We start from the raw sequence: 16,212 nt of genomic DNA, 5'->3' as shown, positions 1-16,212 counted from the left end.
AAATATTTTTCTTAAATCCCTCTACAGTAAAGATAAGTCATTGAACATCTGACGATAATATGCCGCCTTTTTTTCAAGTTTTAAAGGGTAAGCCCGACTGGAAGACGGCATCCGATAGAGGGTCAGCTCTCGATCTCTGAAATGAAACGTACTTCCTCCTCCTACTGGCGGCTCTTTTGCTTCCATCTGTTCACAAAACACATCCGTCGCTTTCTGACCGGTAGTCACCACCGCCCGACAAGAAGGAAGCTGCTGAAGAAGCAGCCCAATATCCGTGGGCGAAACGATCTCTAAAAACTTGTCGGATGCATTGTCCTGCAACCTGCGCACGCATGAAGCCGTATCATACAAGGCAATCCCTTTTTCACGCAGAAAGGCAATGATACGTTCTTTATCAAATATCTTCTCAGGACTGAGAAAATAATCCTTGTCTCCAAAGAAAATGAAGCCGAAAATACGCCACATATCATTCTGCAGGTTGGGATAAAAGAAATCCATACTCCAGCGCTTCTTCTGCGGAGGAAAACTTCCCAACATCAGCAGGACTGCATTCTCCGGAAGGAAGGGTTCCAGTGGATGATGCTCCACTCCTGAAAGCAAATGCTCGTCCAACGTCATGCTTTTGGTTTAGGTTCCTTCTTAGCCAGCAATACGATGTTATAGACATATTCTGTCATCCAGCTTTCAGAATAGCCCAGCGCATGCTGATACTGACGAATGTTTCCGCAAGTCTTACGTACGCCATCATCCTTCCAGTCTACTTTTGTCAGGATGTCGTGTACGGCTTTTTCCGTCATGTTACGAAGCATCTTCTTAAACACACCCGGCATACGGAACTTCCATTGCATCAGGTTGCCGATAACCATCATCAAATCCTGGCTGAATCCCTGGAACATGAAAAGATAATTCTTTATATCGTTCACATTGCGGCAATTGCGCTTGATAGAGCCGTCGATTTCCTTGAAAAAGGTTTCAGGCAGACCATAAATATCCATCAGCATCTTGCGGCAGCGTGTACGCTCTGCGATACCAAGTTTGTTATTCTGCGTAGGAACCTTCAATGTACGTTTAAATACAGCCAAATCCGGCAGAAAGTTAATGTTACTGATACCCAGCTGAGCCGCCATTACTGCCTGATAATACACACGAATCAACGTCATGAAATCTTCCATTCCGCCCACACGTACCGTTTCATCAGCACCTTCTGCTGTTTTCTTGCCTAATAGTTTTGAAAATATACTCATACTTGTACTTTTTATTGTTTTTTGATTTGCAAAGATACGAAAATAGTTACCAACATTCTAAATCCTGCTCAATATCTTTCATCTGCTCTTTGTGAAAGACTGGACTTTTGATGCCTTTCCGCTTCTGTACCAAGTAATCATCGAGCAAGCGAAAAGCATATTTGCCAAGCAAGAATATTGCAATCAGATTGCAAATGGACATTAAAGCCATAGTAACATCAGCCAAGTTCCATACCAGATTCAGACTTGCCAATGAGCCAAACAAAACCATCCCGCCAACCAACATACGGTATAAAACTACCGGCCACTGACGAGAAGTGAAAAAGCGGATATTAGCTTCTCCGTAATAATAGTTTCCTAAAATGCTGCTGTAAGCGAAAAAAAGAGTAGCAATGGCAACATAGATGCCTCCGATATTACCAACCTCACTGGTCAGCGCTGCTTGGGTCAGCTGGATACCATCCAGGCCACTACCAATATAATCCTCACCGAACAAAATGATAAAAGCTGTACAGGAACAAATAAGCAGAGTATCTGTAAACACTCCCAGTGCCTGAATAAATCCTTGTTTAGCGGGATGGGTTACATGAGCCGTTGCCGCAGCATTGGGAGCAGATCCCATACCAGCCTCATTGCTGAAAAGTCCCCGTTTAATCCCTTGCATCAGAGCCGTTCCTATTCCGCCACCAACGGCCTGATGCCAGCCAAAAGCATTACCGACAATTTGTTCAACAACTGCTGGAATACGGTCAATGTTAGCCAATACAACAAACAAAGCCAATGCAATATAACCGACAGCCATGACAGGAACAATGACACTACTGATAGCAGCAATACGATGTACACCTCCAAAAATGATGACAAGGGTTAATACCGAAATGACAATTCCTGAGTTCAAAGGCTCTACAGAAAAAGCACTTTGCAAGGCAGCACTCATGGTATTACTTTGCACCGAATTGAATGCAAGACCAAACGTGATCGTAATCAGTACCGCAAAAAGTACTCCCATCCAACGTTTCTTCAATCCACGTTCCATGTAATAGGCAGGACCTCCGACATAGGAATGTTTTCCTTTGACTTTAAAAAGCTGGGCTAACGTAGATTCCACAAAGGCACTGCTGGAACCCAGCAACGCAATAATCCACATCCAAAAAATCGCTCCCGGTCCACCTACCGTAAGGGCTGTAGCCACACCAGCCAGATTGCCGGTTCCAACACGGCTTGCCAGCGAAATGGCAAAAGCCTGAAAAGAAGAGATATGTTTCTCGTGTCCGTTTATCTTAGCAGTCGAATCACCCAGTAACCGGATCATCTCACCCAACATACGGAACTGTACGAAACGAGTCTTAACACTGAACCAGATGGCGCATCCCAGCAACATGACTACCAGGACATAAGTCCACAAGACATAGTTGGCTTCATTTATGATATTCGTGAATAGCTCCATGAAATTTATTAATCAGATTTGAGTTTAAAATAAAATGTATGCTCTCGGAATACCGGTTCCACCAAGTCAAAACGAATAAAATCTGCCAGCAAGCCAATCACCAGCTTCCGCGGAAGCCCTGAAAGCCTGACACACTTATTCAACGTCAATTCGCCGTGCTGCCCCACCAGGTTTAATATAGACTGTTCTTTCTCTGTATAAGTCACAACCACTTCTTTTTTATTGTGAAACCACACGTTCAAGTGGACCGGAGTGGCCAAGATTGTTTCATCTTTAATGCGCAAGTAAGCCTTGGGCCGATTGTCTTCATCGAGGGCATAGACAGGCTTCTCCTTGCTTTCGGGAACATAAACCTCCAGTACATCTTTGCCTTCCACCCTATATAATTGGTTTTCAAGTTGTAGGGCAGGCTTACAATACATTGTAGCTGCAGCTTCTATCATGTAAAGCTCCTCTTCCGAACGTATTCCTGCTATTTTCCCGTTATCTTTTACCCCTATAAGCAACCTTCCCCCTCCGGTATTGGCAAAAGCCGACAAACTCTTCGCTATTTTCCGGGCATCGGAAATGGCAAATTTGAAATCCTGATGCACATGTTCACCTTCAGTAATGAGTTGTTGTATATAATTCGCGTCTGTAGTCTGTTTCATTACCGGAACAACTCAATCACAATGCTTGTGCGTCATGATGTCGAGCACCAGCTTGTCGGTCTCGTTCATGCCTTCAGAACCGATTTTCGTCAGATTACGGATACTGAAATCCACATTGTCTTCAATAATACCTTCTACTGAAGTCACACACTTTCCTTCCATGGCCAGGATGGCAGAGAACACAGCGGTAGATACTCCACTGGTCAGCTTCAAAGCACAGCTTGGCTTGGCACCGTCGCAAATCATACCTGTCAGATTAGCAATCATGTTCTGCACAGCATAAGCTACCTGCTTATACTCCCCTCCCATCAGGTAAGTAATTCCGCAACTGCTTCCTGTAGCCGCCACGACACAACCGCACAAAGCCGACAGACGTCCCAGATTCTGCTTGATATAAATAGCCGTCAGATGACTAAGTACCAAGGCACGAATCAGTTCTTCTTCTGTCTTATGATTCTCTTCCGCAAAAACTACGACCGGAAGTGTGGCAGCAATTCCCTGGTTTCCACTACCGGAATTACTCATCACCGGAATCATGGCTCCTGCCATACGGGCATCACATGCAGCAGATGTGTACGAAAGAATGTGCGTAAATGTATTGCTTCCCATGATACTCTGCTCACTGCGGCTGCTCTGCAAGGTTTTTCCCAGTTCATGCCCGTAATTTCCTTTAAACGAACGTTCCGCCGCCTGTAAGTTCAGGCGTTTGGCCTCCAGAATAAAGCGAATCTCATCCAGCGGAGTTGTAGTAGCAAAGTCGTACACCTTGCTCAGATTCAAGTCCACTTCTTCTGTATCTGCTTCAGCTCCCGTCTTGGTTCTATGATCGAACAAAACCTGACCGTTCCGCTCTGCATACACAAAGTTCGTATGTCCTCCGCTGATAATAGCCATAGCCTCATCTCCACCGGCCGAACAAACCACCTCGATATACAGTTTCTCTTCGATACCTTCCTTCAGTTCTATCTTAATGCCTTGACCGGCTATCATCTGTTTTCCTTCTTCCACACTCTCGGGAGTGATGTCTTTCAGGACTTCCAGTCCATATTCCGACTTACCTTTCAAGGCCCCCAGTGCGATGGCAATGGGCAAACCAATCATGCCCGTACCAGGAATACCTACTCCCATGGCATTTTTCAAGATGTTAGCACTCAGACGTGCGGTAATCGTTTCCGGACACTTCCCCAATACTTCCGTAGCCTTAGCCACGCAAAGAGCCACAGCCACCGGTTCCGTACAACCGATGGCAGGGACTACTTCTCGCTGAATGAGTGCGATGATACGCTCTCTTTCTGCTTGTGCAATCATACTGATTATTTTTTATAGTTCTTCAATCCTGTTTGCAGGAATTCCACATATTTCTGAATATCCTCATCGTACGAATAAGACTTGTTCAACGGCATTCCCTCATTGTCGAGCAACACATAGAAAGGCTGTGCGTTAGCTCCAAACTTGGAGCGCTGCAAGTAACTCCACTTATCGCCCACCGTACGCAGTGTACGTTCCGTACCGTTTTCCATCACCTTCACCGGTTCTGGCAATTTGGTTTTTTCATCCACATACAACGTAATCAGCACGTAGTCTTCGTTCAACAGCTTGCTTACTGTAGGATCTGTCCATACAGCCAGTTCCATCTTACGGCAGTTCACACAACCATAGCCTGTGAAGTCAATCATCACCGGTTTTCCCTGCTGACGGGCATATTCCATTCCGGCATCAAAGTCATTGAACTTCGCATGCACTTCATTCTTATATAAATTGAAATCCTGTGTCTGCATAGGAGGAGCAAAAGCGCTCACTGCCTTCAACGGGGCACCCCACAAGCCCGGTACCATATATACGGCAAATGCCAGAGAAGCAAGTGCCATAAAGAAACGGGGCACACTTACTTTTGTATCGTCATCATCGTGCGGGAATTTGATTTTTCCCAGCAGATACATACCCAGCAACGCAAAAATCACAATCCACAATGCCAAGAAGGTTTCACGATCCAACAGACGCCAACCGTAAGCCAAATCGGCTACAGAAAGGAACTTCAAAGCGAATGCTAGTTCCAGGAATCCCAGTGTCACTTTGATGACATTCATCCAGCCTCCCGATTTCGGCATGGACTTCAGCCATGACGGGAAGAGTGCAAACAAAGTGAACGGCAGAGCCAGTGCGATGGCAAATCCCAACATTCCGATGGCCGGTGCCACGATACTTTCAGAAGTAGATACTTCCACCAGCAAGAAACCGATAATCGGACCGGTGCAAGAGAAAGAAACCAATGATAGCGTGAAAGCCATCAGGAAAATACTCAACAATCCGGTAGTCTGTTCTGCCTTGCTGTCTACCGCATTGCTCCACTTCGACGGAAGGGTAATTTCAAATGCCCCAAAGAAAGAAGCGGCAAAAACCACCAGCATCAGGAAGAACAAGATATTAAATACCGCACTCGTAGACAAGTCATTCAAGGCACTGGCACCGAAAATCAACGTAATGGCCAAACCTAAAGTAACATAAATCACTACGATAGAAGCACCATACGTCCAGGCATCCCGAATACCCTTTCGTTTATCCTTGGTACGTTTCAGGAAGAAACTTACAGTCATTGGAATAATCGGCCATACACAAGGAGTAAACAATGCCAGCAGTCCGCCTACAAATCCGGCAAAAAAGATATAAATCCATGAATGAGACTCATTGTTCACGTTTTCACCGAATGAACTTAATTCCTTAATAACCGGTTTCCAGTAGTCAGCAGCTTCGCCCGCAGCCGTATCTTCACCAATGCGAAGCGGAACCAAATCCACCGATGCCGTATCTGCTAACGCCAGGTCCTCTGTCGTTGCGACCGCTTCTTCCGCTATTTGCTTTCCAGCAGCTTCCCCTTTGAAAGAAAACTCTACATTAGTAGGAGGCAAACAATTTTCGTCATTACAAGCACCATATTGCAGATAACCGCTCACTTCATATTTTCCACCTTTCAACTTGATTTTCTGCACAAAGGTAGCCGTACCTTCAAAGAAACGAACCTGCATACCGAATATCGGGTCCATCTTGTCAATTTCCTTACCGGCAGGTTTCAGTTTTCCAACCACCTCTGCCCCTTCAATCTTATCCGTATTGAAAGTAGCCGAAATAGGACCTCCTTCAGGCAGGTCGGTAGAATATACATGCCATCCCTTTTCCATTTTTCCGGTAAATACAATTTCCACCTCATCAGCAGAAACCGATTTCCATTCAGTCTTAAACTTTACCGGTTCCTGTATCTGAGCCAGTACCGGCAAGCATAAAATGGCCATGAAAAGCCAGCTAAGTAGAATCTTCTTACTCATAAATATACCTTAGATGATGTAATAAAACTATTTATCTTATAAAAAGCCGTGCAAAGATAACGATTTTTCCGTAGGGAATGTTATGACAAACTGTTATTCGGCATTGTTTTTTACTTTAAATTCTTATCAATTTGATGGATTAATTTGAAAGACAAACGCTTATGGAAGTTCTGAAAAGTCTAAGGTAACGATTTGGAGATTGTGCTAATTTCAGTACTTTACAGTCTCATACTTATGAACAACTTTTATAGGACAAAGATACTATTTTTTTTGAATAAGAGAATAATTTCACAGGAAAAATAGAAATTTTATGGGGAAGTGTTCTGATAGCATGTCGTTGTAGATTGTAGGGAGGGGATGTAAAACGGCAGGCACATAGAATTTCCGATATTCAGAAAGCCGTATTCCCAAAATAGAGATTATTTTTGAAAGAATCACATAATCCGCTAAGAATAAAAGTTTATGCGGATCATCAAAAAACGAGGTAACGAGTTGGCAACCGTTCTGGTTTCTACATACTTGCATCAATTGCGTTGATGTGCAACTCACTTTATGTAAAGGTACGATTTTTTACGGAACATGCAAAACACCTTTGATTTTTCTTTTTTAGCAACCGTCAAAAACAATCTTTCGGTTTCATATCCCGGTCACAAAGGCGGTACAGTCTCTTTATGAAAAGTAAACAAAGGTCAGGCAGGATTGAAACAGACTGTTACGAGAACAGTCAGAAAAGGATTGCATACAGGAATTACAGTCTGATACCGGGCAGGGGACGACTTTGTGCCAAAGTCCAAAAAGAGGTTCTTTTTCCAGACGGCAAACTCCCTCACCTCTAAAAAACAGTCTGTGGCTGGCGCACGCAAACGTCCAGCCTTTATGCGGACAGTCTTAATGCCCGCAGCCTGTACAAGTGCGTAAAAAACAGGTAAATGGAATCTTCATCCGCTTCCCCGCGCCTTGCCGACACTCCTATATTCCCGTTCCAACACCTGCTCGATCTCGCTCCTCTTGTACAAGACCTTGCCACCAAGTACATAGTAAGGCAGCGTGCCGTTGCTCCGATACTCGCCCAATGTCCTGCGGCTGACTTTCAGCATACACGCCACCTCACTGTCGCACAGGTACACGTCTTCTTTTGGCGGAACCGCGCCATCTCCGAAAATGCCGTCAATCATCGCCGACAGCCGGTCGATACGCTCGTGGATGGACTGCATCCACGCATCGTCTTTCGTTTTCAATTCATTAAACATTATATAGATTAATTTGTTATATGACTCATTTTGTGACTGATTCTGAAGTTGTGTAATCCACAAGCAATAAGAATCACCATATCTTCGAAACCGAATTTATGGCATCTGAATCGTTCTTTGACAATACGGCATTTTTTCATACCACCTATGGCATGCTCCACTTTAATCCTAACTCCGGAAATCCGCTTGTTCTCTTGTTTTTCAACACAAGTAAGCTCTTTCCCTTTAGGTTTCTTTTTGGGCATGCATATTTCAACTCCATCCGGTTTGTGTCCGATGAAACCTGTATCCTGCCAGAGCCTAATACCTTTGGGAAGTAGAAGAGGTTCTTCATCACAAATCTTTTTGTCATGGACATGACCTTTGTATGTGGAGCTCAACCATACAATCCGAAGATTGTTAGTACATAACAGGTTATTCTTTATGCTATGAGTTTTTTTTACCACTATAGCATGCAGACTGCCAGTCTTCATCCAAAGGACGCTGAATAGGTCGCTCGGTTCCGTCCAACAAGACTTCTTCGCACCCTTGAAGAATGTGTATCAGACGTTTGGAGTTACGGTCAGGCAATTCACCAAGCGTTTTCAATGTACGCCGGAGAATCTCAGAAAGAAGGTGAATCCATCTATTGGCCTGGGGCTGGGTCATCTCAAACTGAATAGCATGGAGTTCCTGAAGGGGATTGATCTTCAGATATACCAATATGAAGAACATTTTGTCCTGAATCAGAGACAACACTGTTGTAAGATATACGTTGGCGCACTTTACCTTCCAAGGTAAAATGGCTGTAATATTCATCCCAATGGTACTTGAAAGTTATTAGCAAAGCGTCAAACTCTGCAGGAGTTAATCCTGTCGCAGCAAGCACTTGGCTATGACGGTGGCGAATCTTGTCGTAATACATCAATTGAACTTTTTAGATCACAAAGATAAATCAAAGAACGCTTTAATCAATTATTCGATATAAACTCTATTATACATACTGCTCATTTGTCTTTTGTTGATACTTCAGTTCAATTCCTTCAAATGGTGTGCCCCCTGTAGCGTGCATCCTTGCGTCTGTCCTCCACTTTCGTGACGATACGCTCCACGTCTTCCGGCAGGTAATAGGTACGGTTGCCTATCTTGGTATAGGCGAGCGTGCCGTTATCCCGCAAGGTCTGCAAGGTGCGCTTGCTGATTTTCAGCTTCAGGCAGACATCCTGGTGGTCGAGCCAGCCAGCCGTCCTCTTCACGCCTTTCAAATCCAGATGGGGATTCCCTCCACCCTATGTATGAACCGTTCGATTTTCATGGCAAATTCCTCGAACGCCTTCCTTTCAAAACATACGGTTTCCATAACAATCCGATTTTATGTTGATACTTCAAATTCATACCATCCGGAGAAACGGTCACTCGTGGTGCCGGTATAACAGCGCATGGAAGAATTTAATCTGAAAACTGACCGTGCAGATGTTATTGTTCCCGCCGCTGAGATATTTCTGATAATTGCAGGTATTGTCAAAGCTGAGTATATCCATGTTCCGGTCATTGGCTTAGCAGATGGTATTATTGACAATTTGTATGCCATATACCTGAAAACGGAATAAAAGGAATTGTGCATAGCTGTTTTAACTAGGGGATATTCAGTAAATCCTATAAAATTAGCCAACTAATTCATACTAAAAGTATTGCGAATTAGTTGGCTTTTTGTATCTTTAGGTATTTCCCCTAAAATTTTGAAGAACGATTGACAAATGCTTCAGCGGAGTCGTTCAATGCTAAAATCAAAGCTCTTCGAAGCCAGTTTAGAGGGGTGGCTGATCTGAAATTCTTCATGTTCAGACTGGCTAGGCTATACGCTTAAAGGAAAGCTTGCCAACCGGAAAAATCCGCTGCCCCTGGAAAAAGCAGCATAGCCAAAAGAAAATATAGCAGAACTGTAAAATATAAAAGAGTTTGTGCCAACGTTTTGACACAAACTTAGCAGATTACTATTCAGCTGATACCTATTCTGAAAGATGTAAACAACTTGTTTCTTAGATAGCCTTATAAATATTCTACTACTTATTACAGTTCATTTAGAAATGTTATTCTCACTTTTATTCCTCCGCTTTTTCACTTGCTCCACTGCTTCAGATATGATTCCCTTGTTTTCAAAACGCTGCGTGTAATTGGTGTAATCCGGGTGAATACGTTCGTAAGTTGGGTCAGTGAATAAGGGACTCGTAATAATGTGGTCCGCAGTCGAACGGTTACAGCAGAAAACAATATTTTCAACTCCAGCCAGTCTGGTCAATGCTTTCACATCCGTATCATGCGGCTGTAGTGTCATCGGATCTGTAAAAAAGAACAGATAGTCTATTTCTCCTTCTACGATCCGCGAACCAATTTGCTGGTCACCTCCTAAAGGACCAGATTTCAGGATTGTGATATCCCATTTGATTTCAGGATGTTTTTCTTCAAGGGCTTTTTTAATTAGTGTACCGGTTGTACCCGTACAATAGAATTTATGTCCTATCAGACGTTCCGAGTTCCAGAGAACCCACTCTATCATGTCTTTTTTCATTGCATCGTGTGCAACAAGTCCAATTCTACGAACAATTGTTTCCATAAAGCTAAATTATTTTATTTTTATATGATAATTATAATAACAAAAAAACTAATTCTATTGAAGGCCGGAGGATGACCGGATAAATCTGAGCAATTCTTTGTTTGCCTGGCTATCCATGACGGTTTCCCGTTTTTCTTCAAAAAGATTGAGTGTTGTGGAGCATTCCCCACAGATGTCAATGCCTACTACCTGTTCTTTCTGAAGAATAACAGCCAGCAGTTTCTCCAATTCCCATAAGCTGAGAGAACCTTGATCCCAGTTTGTTGCTGCCGAAGCCGGATTCAAGACATCCTTGTCTATGGAAATGTAAACCGGTCCGTTGATATGTCCGGAAGAAAAGTTCTGCCAACCCTCTTCGTGCATGAGCGTAGTTTCACTGTAAAACCGAACTTGTCTTTCATATCCTTTCGGCACAGCCTGTATCAGTTTGTCTGAAGAACCTACGATAATTACTTTCTTGCAGTTGTTGTTATGGTCCAATATATCCTTTACCCAACTTCCGCAAGAAAGTATGTTGTCAAACAACGGTGGCTGCATATCGGGATGGTGGTCGAACACAATCAGCGAAAACGGAGTTTCAAGTTTGTCTGTCCAGAATTTAGTCAAATAATGATAATTGCCTGAATCGATGAAATGGACTCCCTCCGCCGGATAATCAGCAATCATCCCCTTCAAAGCCAAAGCCCCCTCCCTGTCACAGTAGCCATCTGTACCATAAAGATGACGACAATCCAGCCATATAAATTTATTGTTCCAGGCAAACGCCTCGTAGTCATACACTCCCGTGAAGTTCATGATGATGATCGGCCATGCTATCCGTTTATCTGTTTTTTGATTTTGCCCGCTCATACGTTGTTTTTGCATATCCTTTTACTGTTCATTAAAACCATCGTACATAACAGAAATCTTGTCGGTGAGGTAACAAAGCATTCTTGGGATACATACGGAAGGCCTGCTTGAAGCTTCCAGCGTTGAAAATGCCGGATGTCGCCTTAAAGGTATATAAATTCCCATTCTTGGAAACCGGCAAAAGGGGAATAACCTCATATATGTGATCCTGACCGTCTTCACGCCTGATAATGACCGATTCTATTCCGATTGCGTCATCCAGGCCTTTCTCATCAACGACAACCGTCACCTCATATTCCTTTCCGGCTTCAACCGTGGCATTCAGCCCATTCCCTGCCTCTATGGATTTGATTTCTATGGCATCCCATCTGCTTCGGACGTTTGCTTTCCAGTCAGCCATCATTTTCGCCTTCGCAAAGTTGTCGGCTGCCAGAATGTGGAAATGCTCTGACAGTTTGTTATAGAACCTGTCATAGTAGTCGTCCAACTGTCTTTTCATGGTAAAATGGGGAGCGATTTGTGCGATTGAGTTCTTGATATACTTGACCCAGTCTTCCGAATAGTTCTTCCCCCCATGCTCGTAATACAGTGGCAGGATGTCATGCTCCAACAAATAATAGATGGCTTCGGCATCCAGCTGGTTTTGGTACTGTTCATTCTGATAAGTCCTTTTATCAGTCAGTGCCCATCCAGCATCCTTACGGTATCCTTCATACCACCAACCGTCCAGCACGGAGAAATTAAGCACACCGTTCATCAATGCCTTCTCGCCCGACGTACCCGAAGCTTCTGCCAACCGCGTAGGGGTGTTCATCCAAATATCCACCCCCGAGATAAGATGGCGTGCCAGGTCCATGTCGTAATTCTCCAAGAATATGATTTTACCTAAAAATTCCGGACGCCGGGATATTTCCACGATTTGCTTGATCAGCCCCTGCCCGGCACCGTCATTGGGATGGGCTTTGCCTGCAAAGATGAACTGTACCGGATATTTCGGATTATTCACAATCCTGGCAAGTCGGTCTATATCCGTGAACAGAAGATGAGCCCTCTTATATGTAGCAAAACGGCGTCCGAAGCCTATTAGAAGAGCATCGGGATTGAATCTCTCAAAAATGGAAACGCTCAATGCCGGATCAATCTGACTCCTGAGCCAGTCCTTGCTGCATTTGCTTTTGATATAGTCCAGCAATTTTGCTTTCTGTTTTAACCGGGTATTCCATATCTCTTCATCCGGGATGCCATAGACGGCCTCCCAGATTTTCTGATTGGACTGGTCGCAGAAAAAATTCTCATCAAAATTGTCCTTGAAAAGCTTTTTCCATTCTGCCGCACACCAGGTAGGCAGATGTACCCCGTTGGTTACATAACCCACATGGTTCTCTTCCGGGAAGTATCCCTTCCAGATCGGCGCAAACATTTGCTGGGATACCGATTTATGCAACTTGCTGACACCGTTTACCTCCTGGCAGGTCTTGCAGGCGAAGACAGACATGCAGAAACGTTCCTCCTTGTCTCCCGGATTGTGACGCCCGAGATCCATCAGGTTATCCCAGGTTATACCCAACTTGCCAGGATATCCCTTCATATATTTATTGAAAAGCCCTTCGTCAAAATAATCATGACCAGCGGGTACGGGAGTATGTACGGTATAAAGTGAGGAAGCACGTACCAGCTCCATGGCCTGCCCGAAATTCAAGCCGCCATTTATGTAATCACAAAGCCGCTGGATATTGATCAGTGCGGCATGCCCCTCATTACAGTGATATACATCTTTCGTTATACCTAAAGCTCTCAGCGTTATCATCCCGCCTATGCCAAGCAGTATTTCCTGTTTTAGCCGATTCTCCCAGTCGCCTCCATACAGATGGTGAGTGATAGGGCGGTCAAACTCGCTGTTGAGTTCATTGTCCGTATCCAGCAGATAAAGGGGAATACGCCCCACACTGGCTTTCCAGACATTGGCATGTACCACAAAACTGTCGGCATAGGGGACGTGGATTACCAGTTGTTTCCCATCCGGTTGCATTACCTTTTCAATCGGGAGCTGCCCGAAATTCTGCGCTTTATAATTGACTGTCTGCTGGCCGTCCATGGAAAGCGACTGGTCAAAATAACCGTAACGGTACAAAAGTCCTATGGCACAAAGGTCCACATTGCTGTCCGACGCCTCTTTCAGGTAATCCCCCGCCAACATTCCCAAACCGCCGGAATATATCTTAAGGACTTCATCCAAGCCGTATTCCATGCTGAAATAAGCTATTGACGGGCGCTGGTGATCCGGTTCCACATCTACGTATTTTTTGAAGGCGGAATAGACGGCATCCATTTTATAGACAAAGTTCTCATCATGTGCCAGCGCTACAAGCTTCTCATAATTTATCCGCTCCAGAAACAATACCGGATTCTGTTCCACCTCTTTCCAAAGTTCCGAATCCAAATCACAATACAGTTTCTTTGCGTCATCATTCCATGTCCACCAGAGATTATGTGCGATTTCTGCAAGTTTTCGCAGTTCTGCAGGAAGATGTGAACCTACTGTAATCTCCCTCCACTGAGGGGTATTTACATTATAACTTGAATATTCCATGACATTTTAATTAAATAAGTCCTAATCTTTATTCAGTCCTTTTATTATTTTTCGTTTACCGACAATCCATACCGTATCATTCTCCTTGAAAATTGTATCAGGGTCTGGATTCATAATATTCACGGTACTCCTCTCTATTCCGATAATGATGCTATCCGATATGTCTGCCTCCCGGATCGTCTTTCCGATCAATGGTGAACCTCCTTCGACAGGAAATTGCCCTATTTCCATCTCATCCTGCGAGGATGTTCCGTTCCCGTTCCTTTCTACCTTCTTTTGCTCCATGGATGTCCGGAAGCTTTCCAACTGTCGGTCCGTACCTACGACCGTAACCTTGTCATATGGATAGAGATGTTCTTCCCCTTGTGGTATATCTAGGCGTTTTTCTCCACGGGTGATTGAAATCACATTTATCTGAAACAAGGTGCGCAAGCTGCTTTCTTTTAATGTTCTGCCCACATATATGGAATCAGGGGATACTGTGAAATCCGCCAAATGTAATTCCTTGAACGGGATATTGCTGCCAAGGGTGGAGCCTGTATCACTTTCTGTAGAAAGTCCATTCCCGTCCGTCCCCTGAAAGTTTGCCATAAATTGTCTCTCTATAGTCAGCGACCGTTTCTTGATCCGCTTGGAAAAATAAATGACGGCAATGATAATGGAAGAGACTACCAACCCGGCTCCCAAGGCAACATTGAAAAGATGGGTAATGATACTCATCATGATAATCGTGCAGATCAGTATTTTGACAAGTACTATTGATACCAAAGGCCCTCTGTTGAACTTGTTGTCCGTCCAGAGTTTACGGAACTCGGTTGAATTGTTCCTTTTCATGATGATGGCCCATAGAAACGGGGATATGACAAGAAAGATGATGATGAAGCCCAACAAGTTCCCTTCCATTCCCGGCAGACTTTTCCTAATCAAAGGATGCACATAGGAAAAATATAAAGTGATGAAAAAAACGCATACGACCAGATAGAGTGTGACAGACACCAGCATAGACCGGATCAGTTTATGCCAAGTACCCTGGTGTTTTACAGTCATTGCCCCGGACGTATAGTGTACGAGATAATCTTTCAGGGATTCAGGCATGTGGATGTCTATAAACCGGTATGCTGGTTCCGAAAGCCGTATCATATAGGGGGTAAGAAAAGTCGTTATGACAGATACTGCCACTATGACCGGATAGAGATACTTGTCCGTAACATTCAGACTGACGCCTAAAGATGCGATGATGAATGCGAATTCACCGACCTGTGTCAGTGAAAAGCCGGACTGTATGGCAATTTTCAACGGCTGGCCGGAAAGCAAGACACCAAAGCTCCCGAACAGTACCTGACCGGACAGTACCAGCAATGTCAGGATGAAAATAGGGACGGCATATTCCCACATCATGGCAGGATCGATCATCATTCCTACCGACACGAAAAATATGGAAGCGAACAGGTCTTTTACCGGCTGTACGATATGTACGATTTTTTCCGCTTCAACGGTCTCTGCCAGCAGGGACCCCATGACAAAGGCTCCCAATGCGGCAGAAAATCCCGCTTTTGTCGCAATCATCACCATTCCCAGGCAAAGTCCCAGAGAGGTTATCAATAAAATCTCGTTGCTGGTGAAACGGCGTATCTTCTTCAGCAGGGTAGGTATCAGATAGATACCCAATGCCGACCAGAAAATCAGGAAAGCGGCCAGCTTCAATATACTTTCCAGCATCTCCTTCCCTTCAAAATGTTTGCCTACCGCCAACGTGGAAAGAACAACCATCATCACTACAGCCACCAGATCTTCGATAACAAGAATCCCCAAGACAATGCCAGTGAATTTCTGTTGGAGAAGTCCCATGTCATTGAAGGCCTTGAATACGATGGCCGTGGACGACATGGACAACATTCCACCCAGAAAAATACTGCTCATGTGGGAGAACCCCATTGCATTCCCCGCTGTATAACCTATGAACATCATGCCACATACAATAGTGACAGTGGCAACGATAGCCGTAATGCCCACATTTATCAATTTCTTGAACGAAAAGTCCAGTCCCATCGCGAACAGCAGAAAAATGACACCGATGTCCGCCCATATTTTGATATTGGCAGGATCGGAAACAGTCGGGACCAGAGAAACGGAAGGACCCGCCATAATACCGGCTACAATGTAGCCCAATATGACCGGTTGCTTCAGCCACTTGAAAATGACGGTTACAATACCGGCAATAATCAGAATTATGGCAAGATCCGATATTAAAGGAGCAACTTCTGACATA

Annotated in this window: 13 protein-coding genes and 3 pseudogenes; 2 read left to right on the top strand and 14 right to left on the bottom strand. The window is 44.3% G+C overall.

The window, feature by feature from the left end:
* Nucleotides 1-21 precede the first annotated feature (21 nt).
* From BACPLE_RS15025 to BACPLE_RS14980, 10 genes and pseudogenes are all read right to left on the bottom strand, one after another.
* Nucleotides 22-618 (bottom strand): uracil-DNA glycosylase family protein, encoded by a 597-nt coding sequence (locus tag BACPLE_RS15025; protein WP_007563487.1) that lies wholly within the window; start codon nt 616-618, stop codon nt 22-24.
* Entirely contained in the window at nt 615-1,244 is a 630-nt protein-coding gene (locus tag BACPLE_RS15020) for a hypothetical protein (RefSeq protein ID WP_007563486.1), read from the bottom strand. Before BACPLE_RS15020 ends, BACPLE_RS15025 begins: the two co-directional genes overlap by 4 nt.
* 46 nt (nt 1,245-1,290) lie before the next feature.
* Complete coding sequence (locus BACPLE_RS15015) at nt 1,291-2,691, bottom strand: alanine/glycine:cation symporter family protein (protein WP_007563485.1); 1,401 nt, start codon at nt 2,689-2,691, stop codon at nt 1,291-1,293.
* A gap of 8 nt (nt 2,692-2,699) precedes the next feature.
* Nucleotides 2,700-3,341, bottom strand: a complete 642-nt coding sequence (locus BACPLE_RS15010; protein WP_007563484.1) for an AlbA family DNA-binding domain-containing protein — start codon at nt 3,339-3,341, stop codon at nt 2,700-2,702.
* 12 nt (nt 3,342-3,353) lie between these two features.
* Nucleotides 3,354-4,649, bottom strand: a complete 1,296-nt coding sequence (locus tag BACPLE_RS15005; RefSeq protein WP_007563483.1) for an L-cysteine desulfidase family protein — start codon at nt 4,647-4,649, stop codon at nt 3,354-3,356.
* A gap of 5 nt (nt 4,650-4,654) precedes the next feature.
* A complete protein-coding gene (locus BACPLE_RS15000) occupies nt 4,655-6,661 on the bottom strand; it encodes a protein-disulfide reductase DsbD family protein (RefSeq protein ID WP_007563482.1) in 2,007 nt (668 codons plus the stop codon).
* 938 nt (nt 6,662-7,599) lie between these two features.
* Nucleotides 7,600-7,911, bottom strand: a complete 312-nt coding sequence (locus tag BACPLE_RS14995) for a helix-turn-helix domain-containing protein (RefSeq protein ID WP_004295270.1) — start codon at nt 7,909-7,911, stop codon at nt 7,600-7,602.
* Between the two features lie 8 nt (nt 7,912-7,919).
* Nucleotides 7,920-8,384, bottom strand: a complete 465-nt coding sequence (locus BACPLE_RS19910; protein ID WP_005650024.1) for an IS5 family transposase — start codon at nt 8,382-8,384, stop codon at nt 7,920-7,922.
* Entirely contained in the window at nt 8,338-8,709 is a 372-nt protein-coding gene (locus BACPLE_RS14985) for a helix-turn-helix domain-containing protein (protein WP_007563479.1), read from the bottom strand. The genes BACPLE_RS19910 and BACPLE_RS14985 overlap by 47 nt, the downstream gene beginning before the upstream one ends.
* A 224-nt stretch (nt 8,710-8,933) precedes the next feature.
* A pseudogene (locus BACPLE_RS14980) lies at nt 8,934-9,250 on the bottom strand (helix-turn-helix domain-containing protein).
* A gap of 73 nt (nt 9,251-9,323) precedes the next feature.
* Between BACPLE_RS14980 and BACPLE_RS19510 the strand changes: the two are divergent.
* Nucleotides 9,324-9,500: pseudogene (locus BACPLE_RS19510) on the top strand (Ppx/GppA family phosphatase); the annotation flags it as partial.
* 128 nt (nt 9,501-9,628) lie between these two features.
* A pseudogene (locus tag BACPLE_RS19015) lies at nt 9,629-9,757 on the top strand (transposase); the annotation flags it as partial.
* Between the two features lie 210 nt (nt 9,758-9,967).
* Here the strand turns inward: BACPLE_RS19015 and BACPLE_RS14975 are convergent.
* Genes BACPLE_RS14975 through BACPLE_RS14960 form a run of 4 tightly spaced genes read right to left on the bottom strand, consistent with a single transcriptional unit; the run spans nt 9,968 to nt 16,211 of the window.
* Entirely contained in the window at nt 9,968-10,504 is a 537-nt protein-coding gene (locus tag BACPLE_RS14975; RefSeq protein WP_004295275.1) for a methylglyoxal synthase, read from the bottom strand.
* Nucleotides 10,505-10,558: 54 nt separating this feature from the next.
* Entirely contained in the window at nt 10,559-11,368 is an 810-nt protein-coding gene (locus tag BACPLE_RS14970; protein ID WP_007563471.1) for an arginase family protein, read from the bottom strand.
* 16 nt (nt 11,369-11,384) lie between these two features.
* On the bottom strand, nt 11,385-13,943 hold the full coding sequence (glgP, locus tag BACPLE_RS14965; RefSeq protein ID WP_004295277.1) for an alpha-glucan family phosphorylase: 2,559 nt from the start codon (nt 13,941-13,943) through the stop codon (nt 11,385-11,387).
* Nucleotides 13,944-13,964: 21 nt separating this feature from the next.
* Complete coding sequence (locus tag BACPLE_RS14960; protein ID WP_005944366.1) at nt 13,965-16,211, bottom strand: cation:proton antiporter domain-containing protein; 2,247 nt, start codon at nt 16,209-16,211, stop codon at nt 13,965-13,967.
* Nucleotide 16,212 lies beyond the last annotated feature (1 nt).

The sequence above is a fragment of the Phocaeicola plebeius DSM 17135 genome (assembly GCF_000187895.1).
GTDB lineage: Bacteria > Bacteroidota > Bacteroidia > Bacteroidales > Bacteroidaceae > Phocaeicola > Phocaeicola plebeius.
This window is presented reverse-complemented; position numbering and strand designations above follow the sequence as displayed.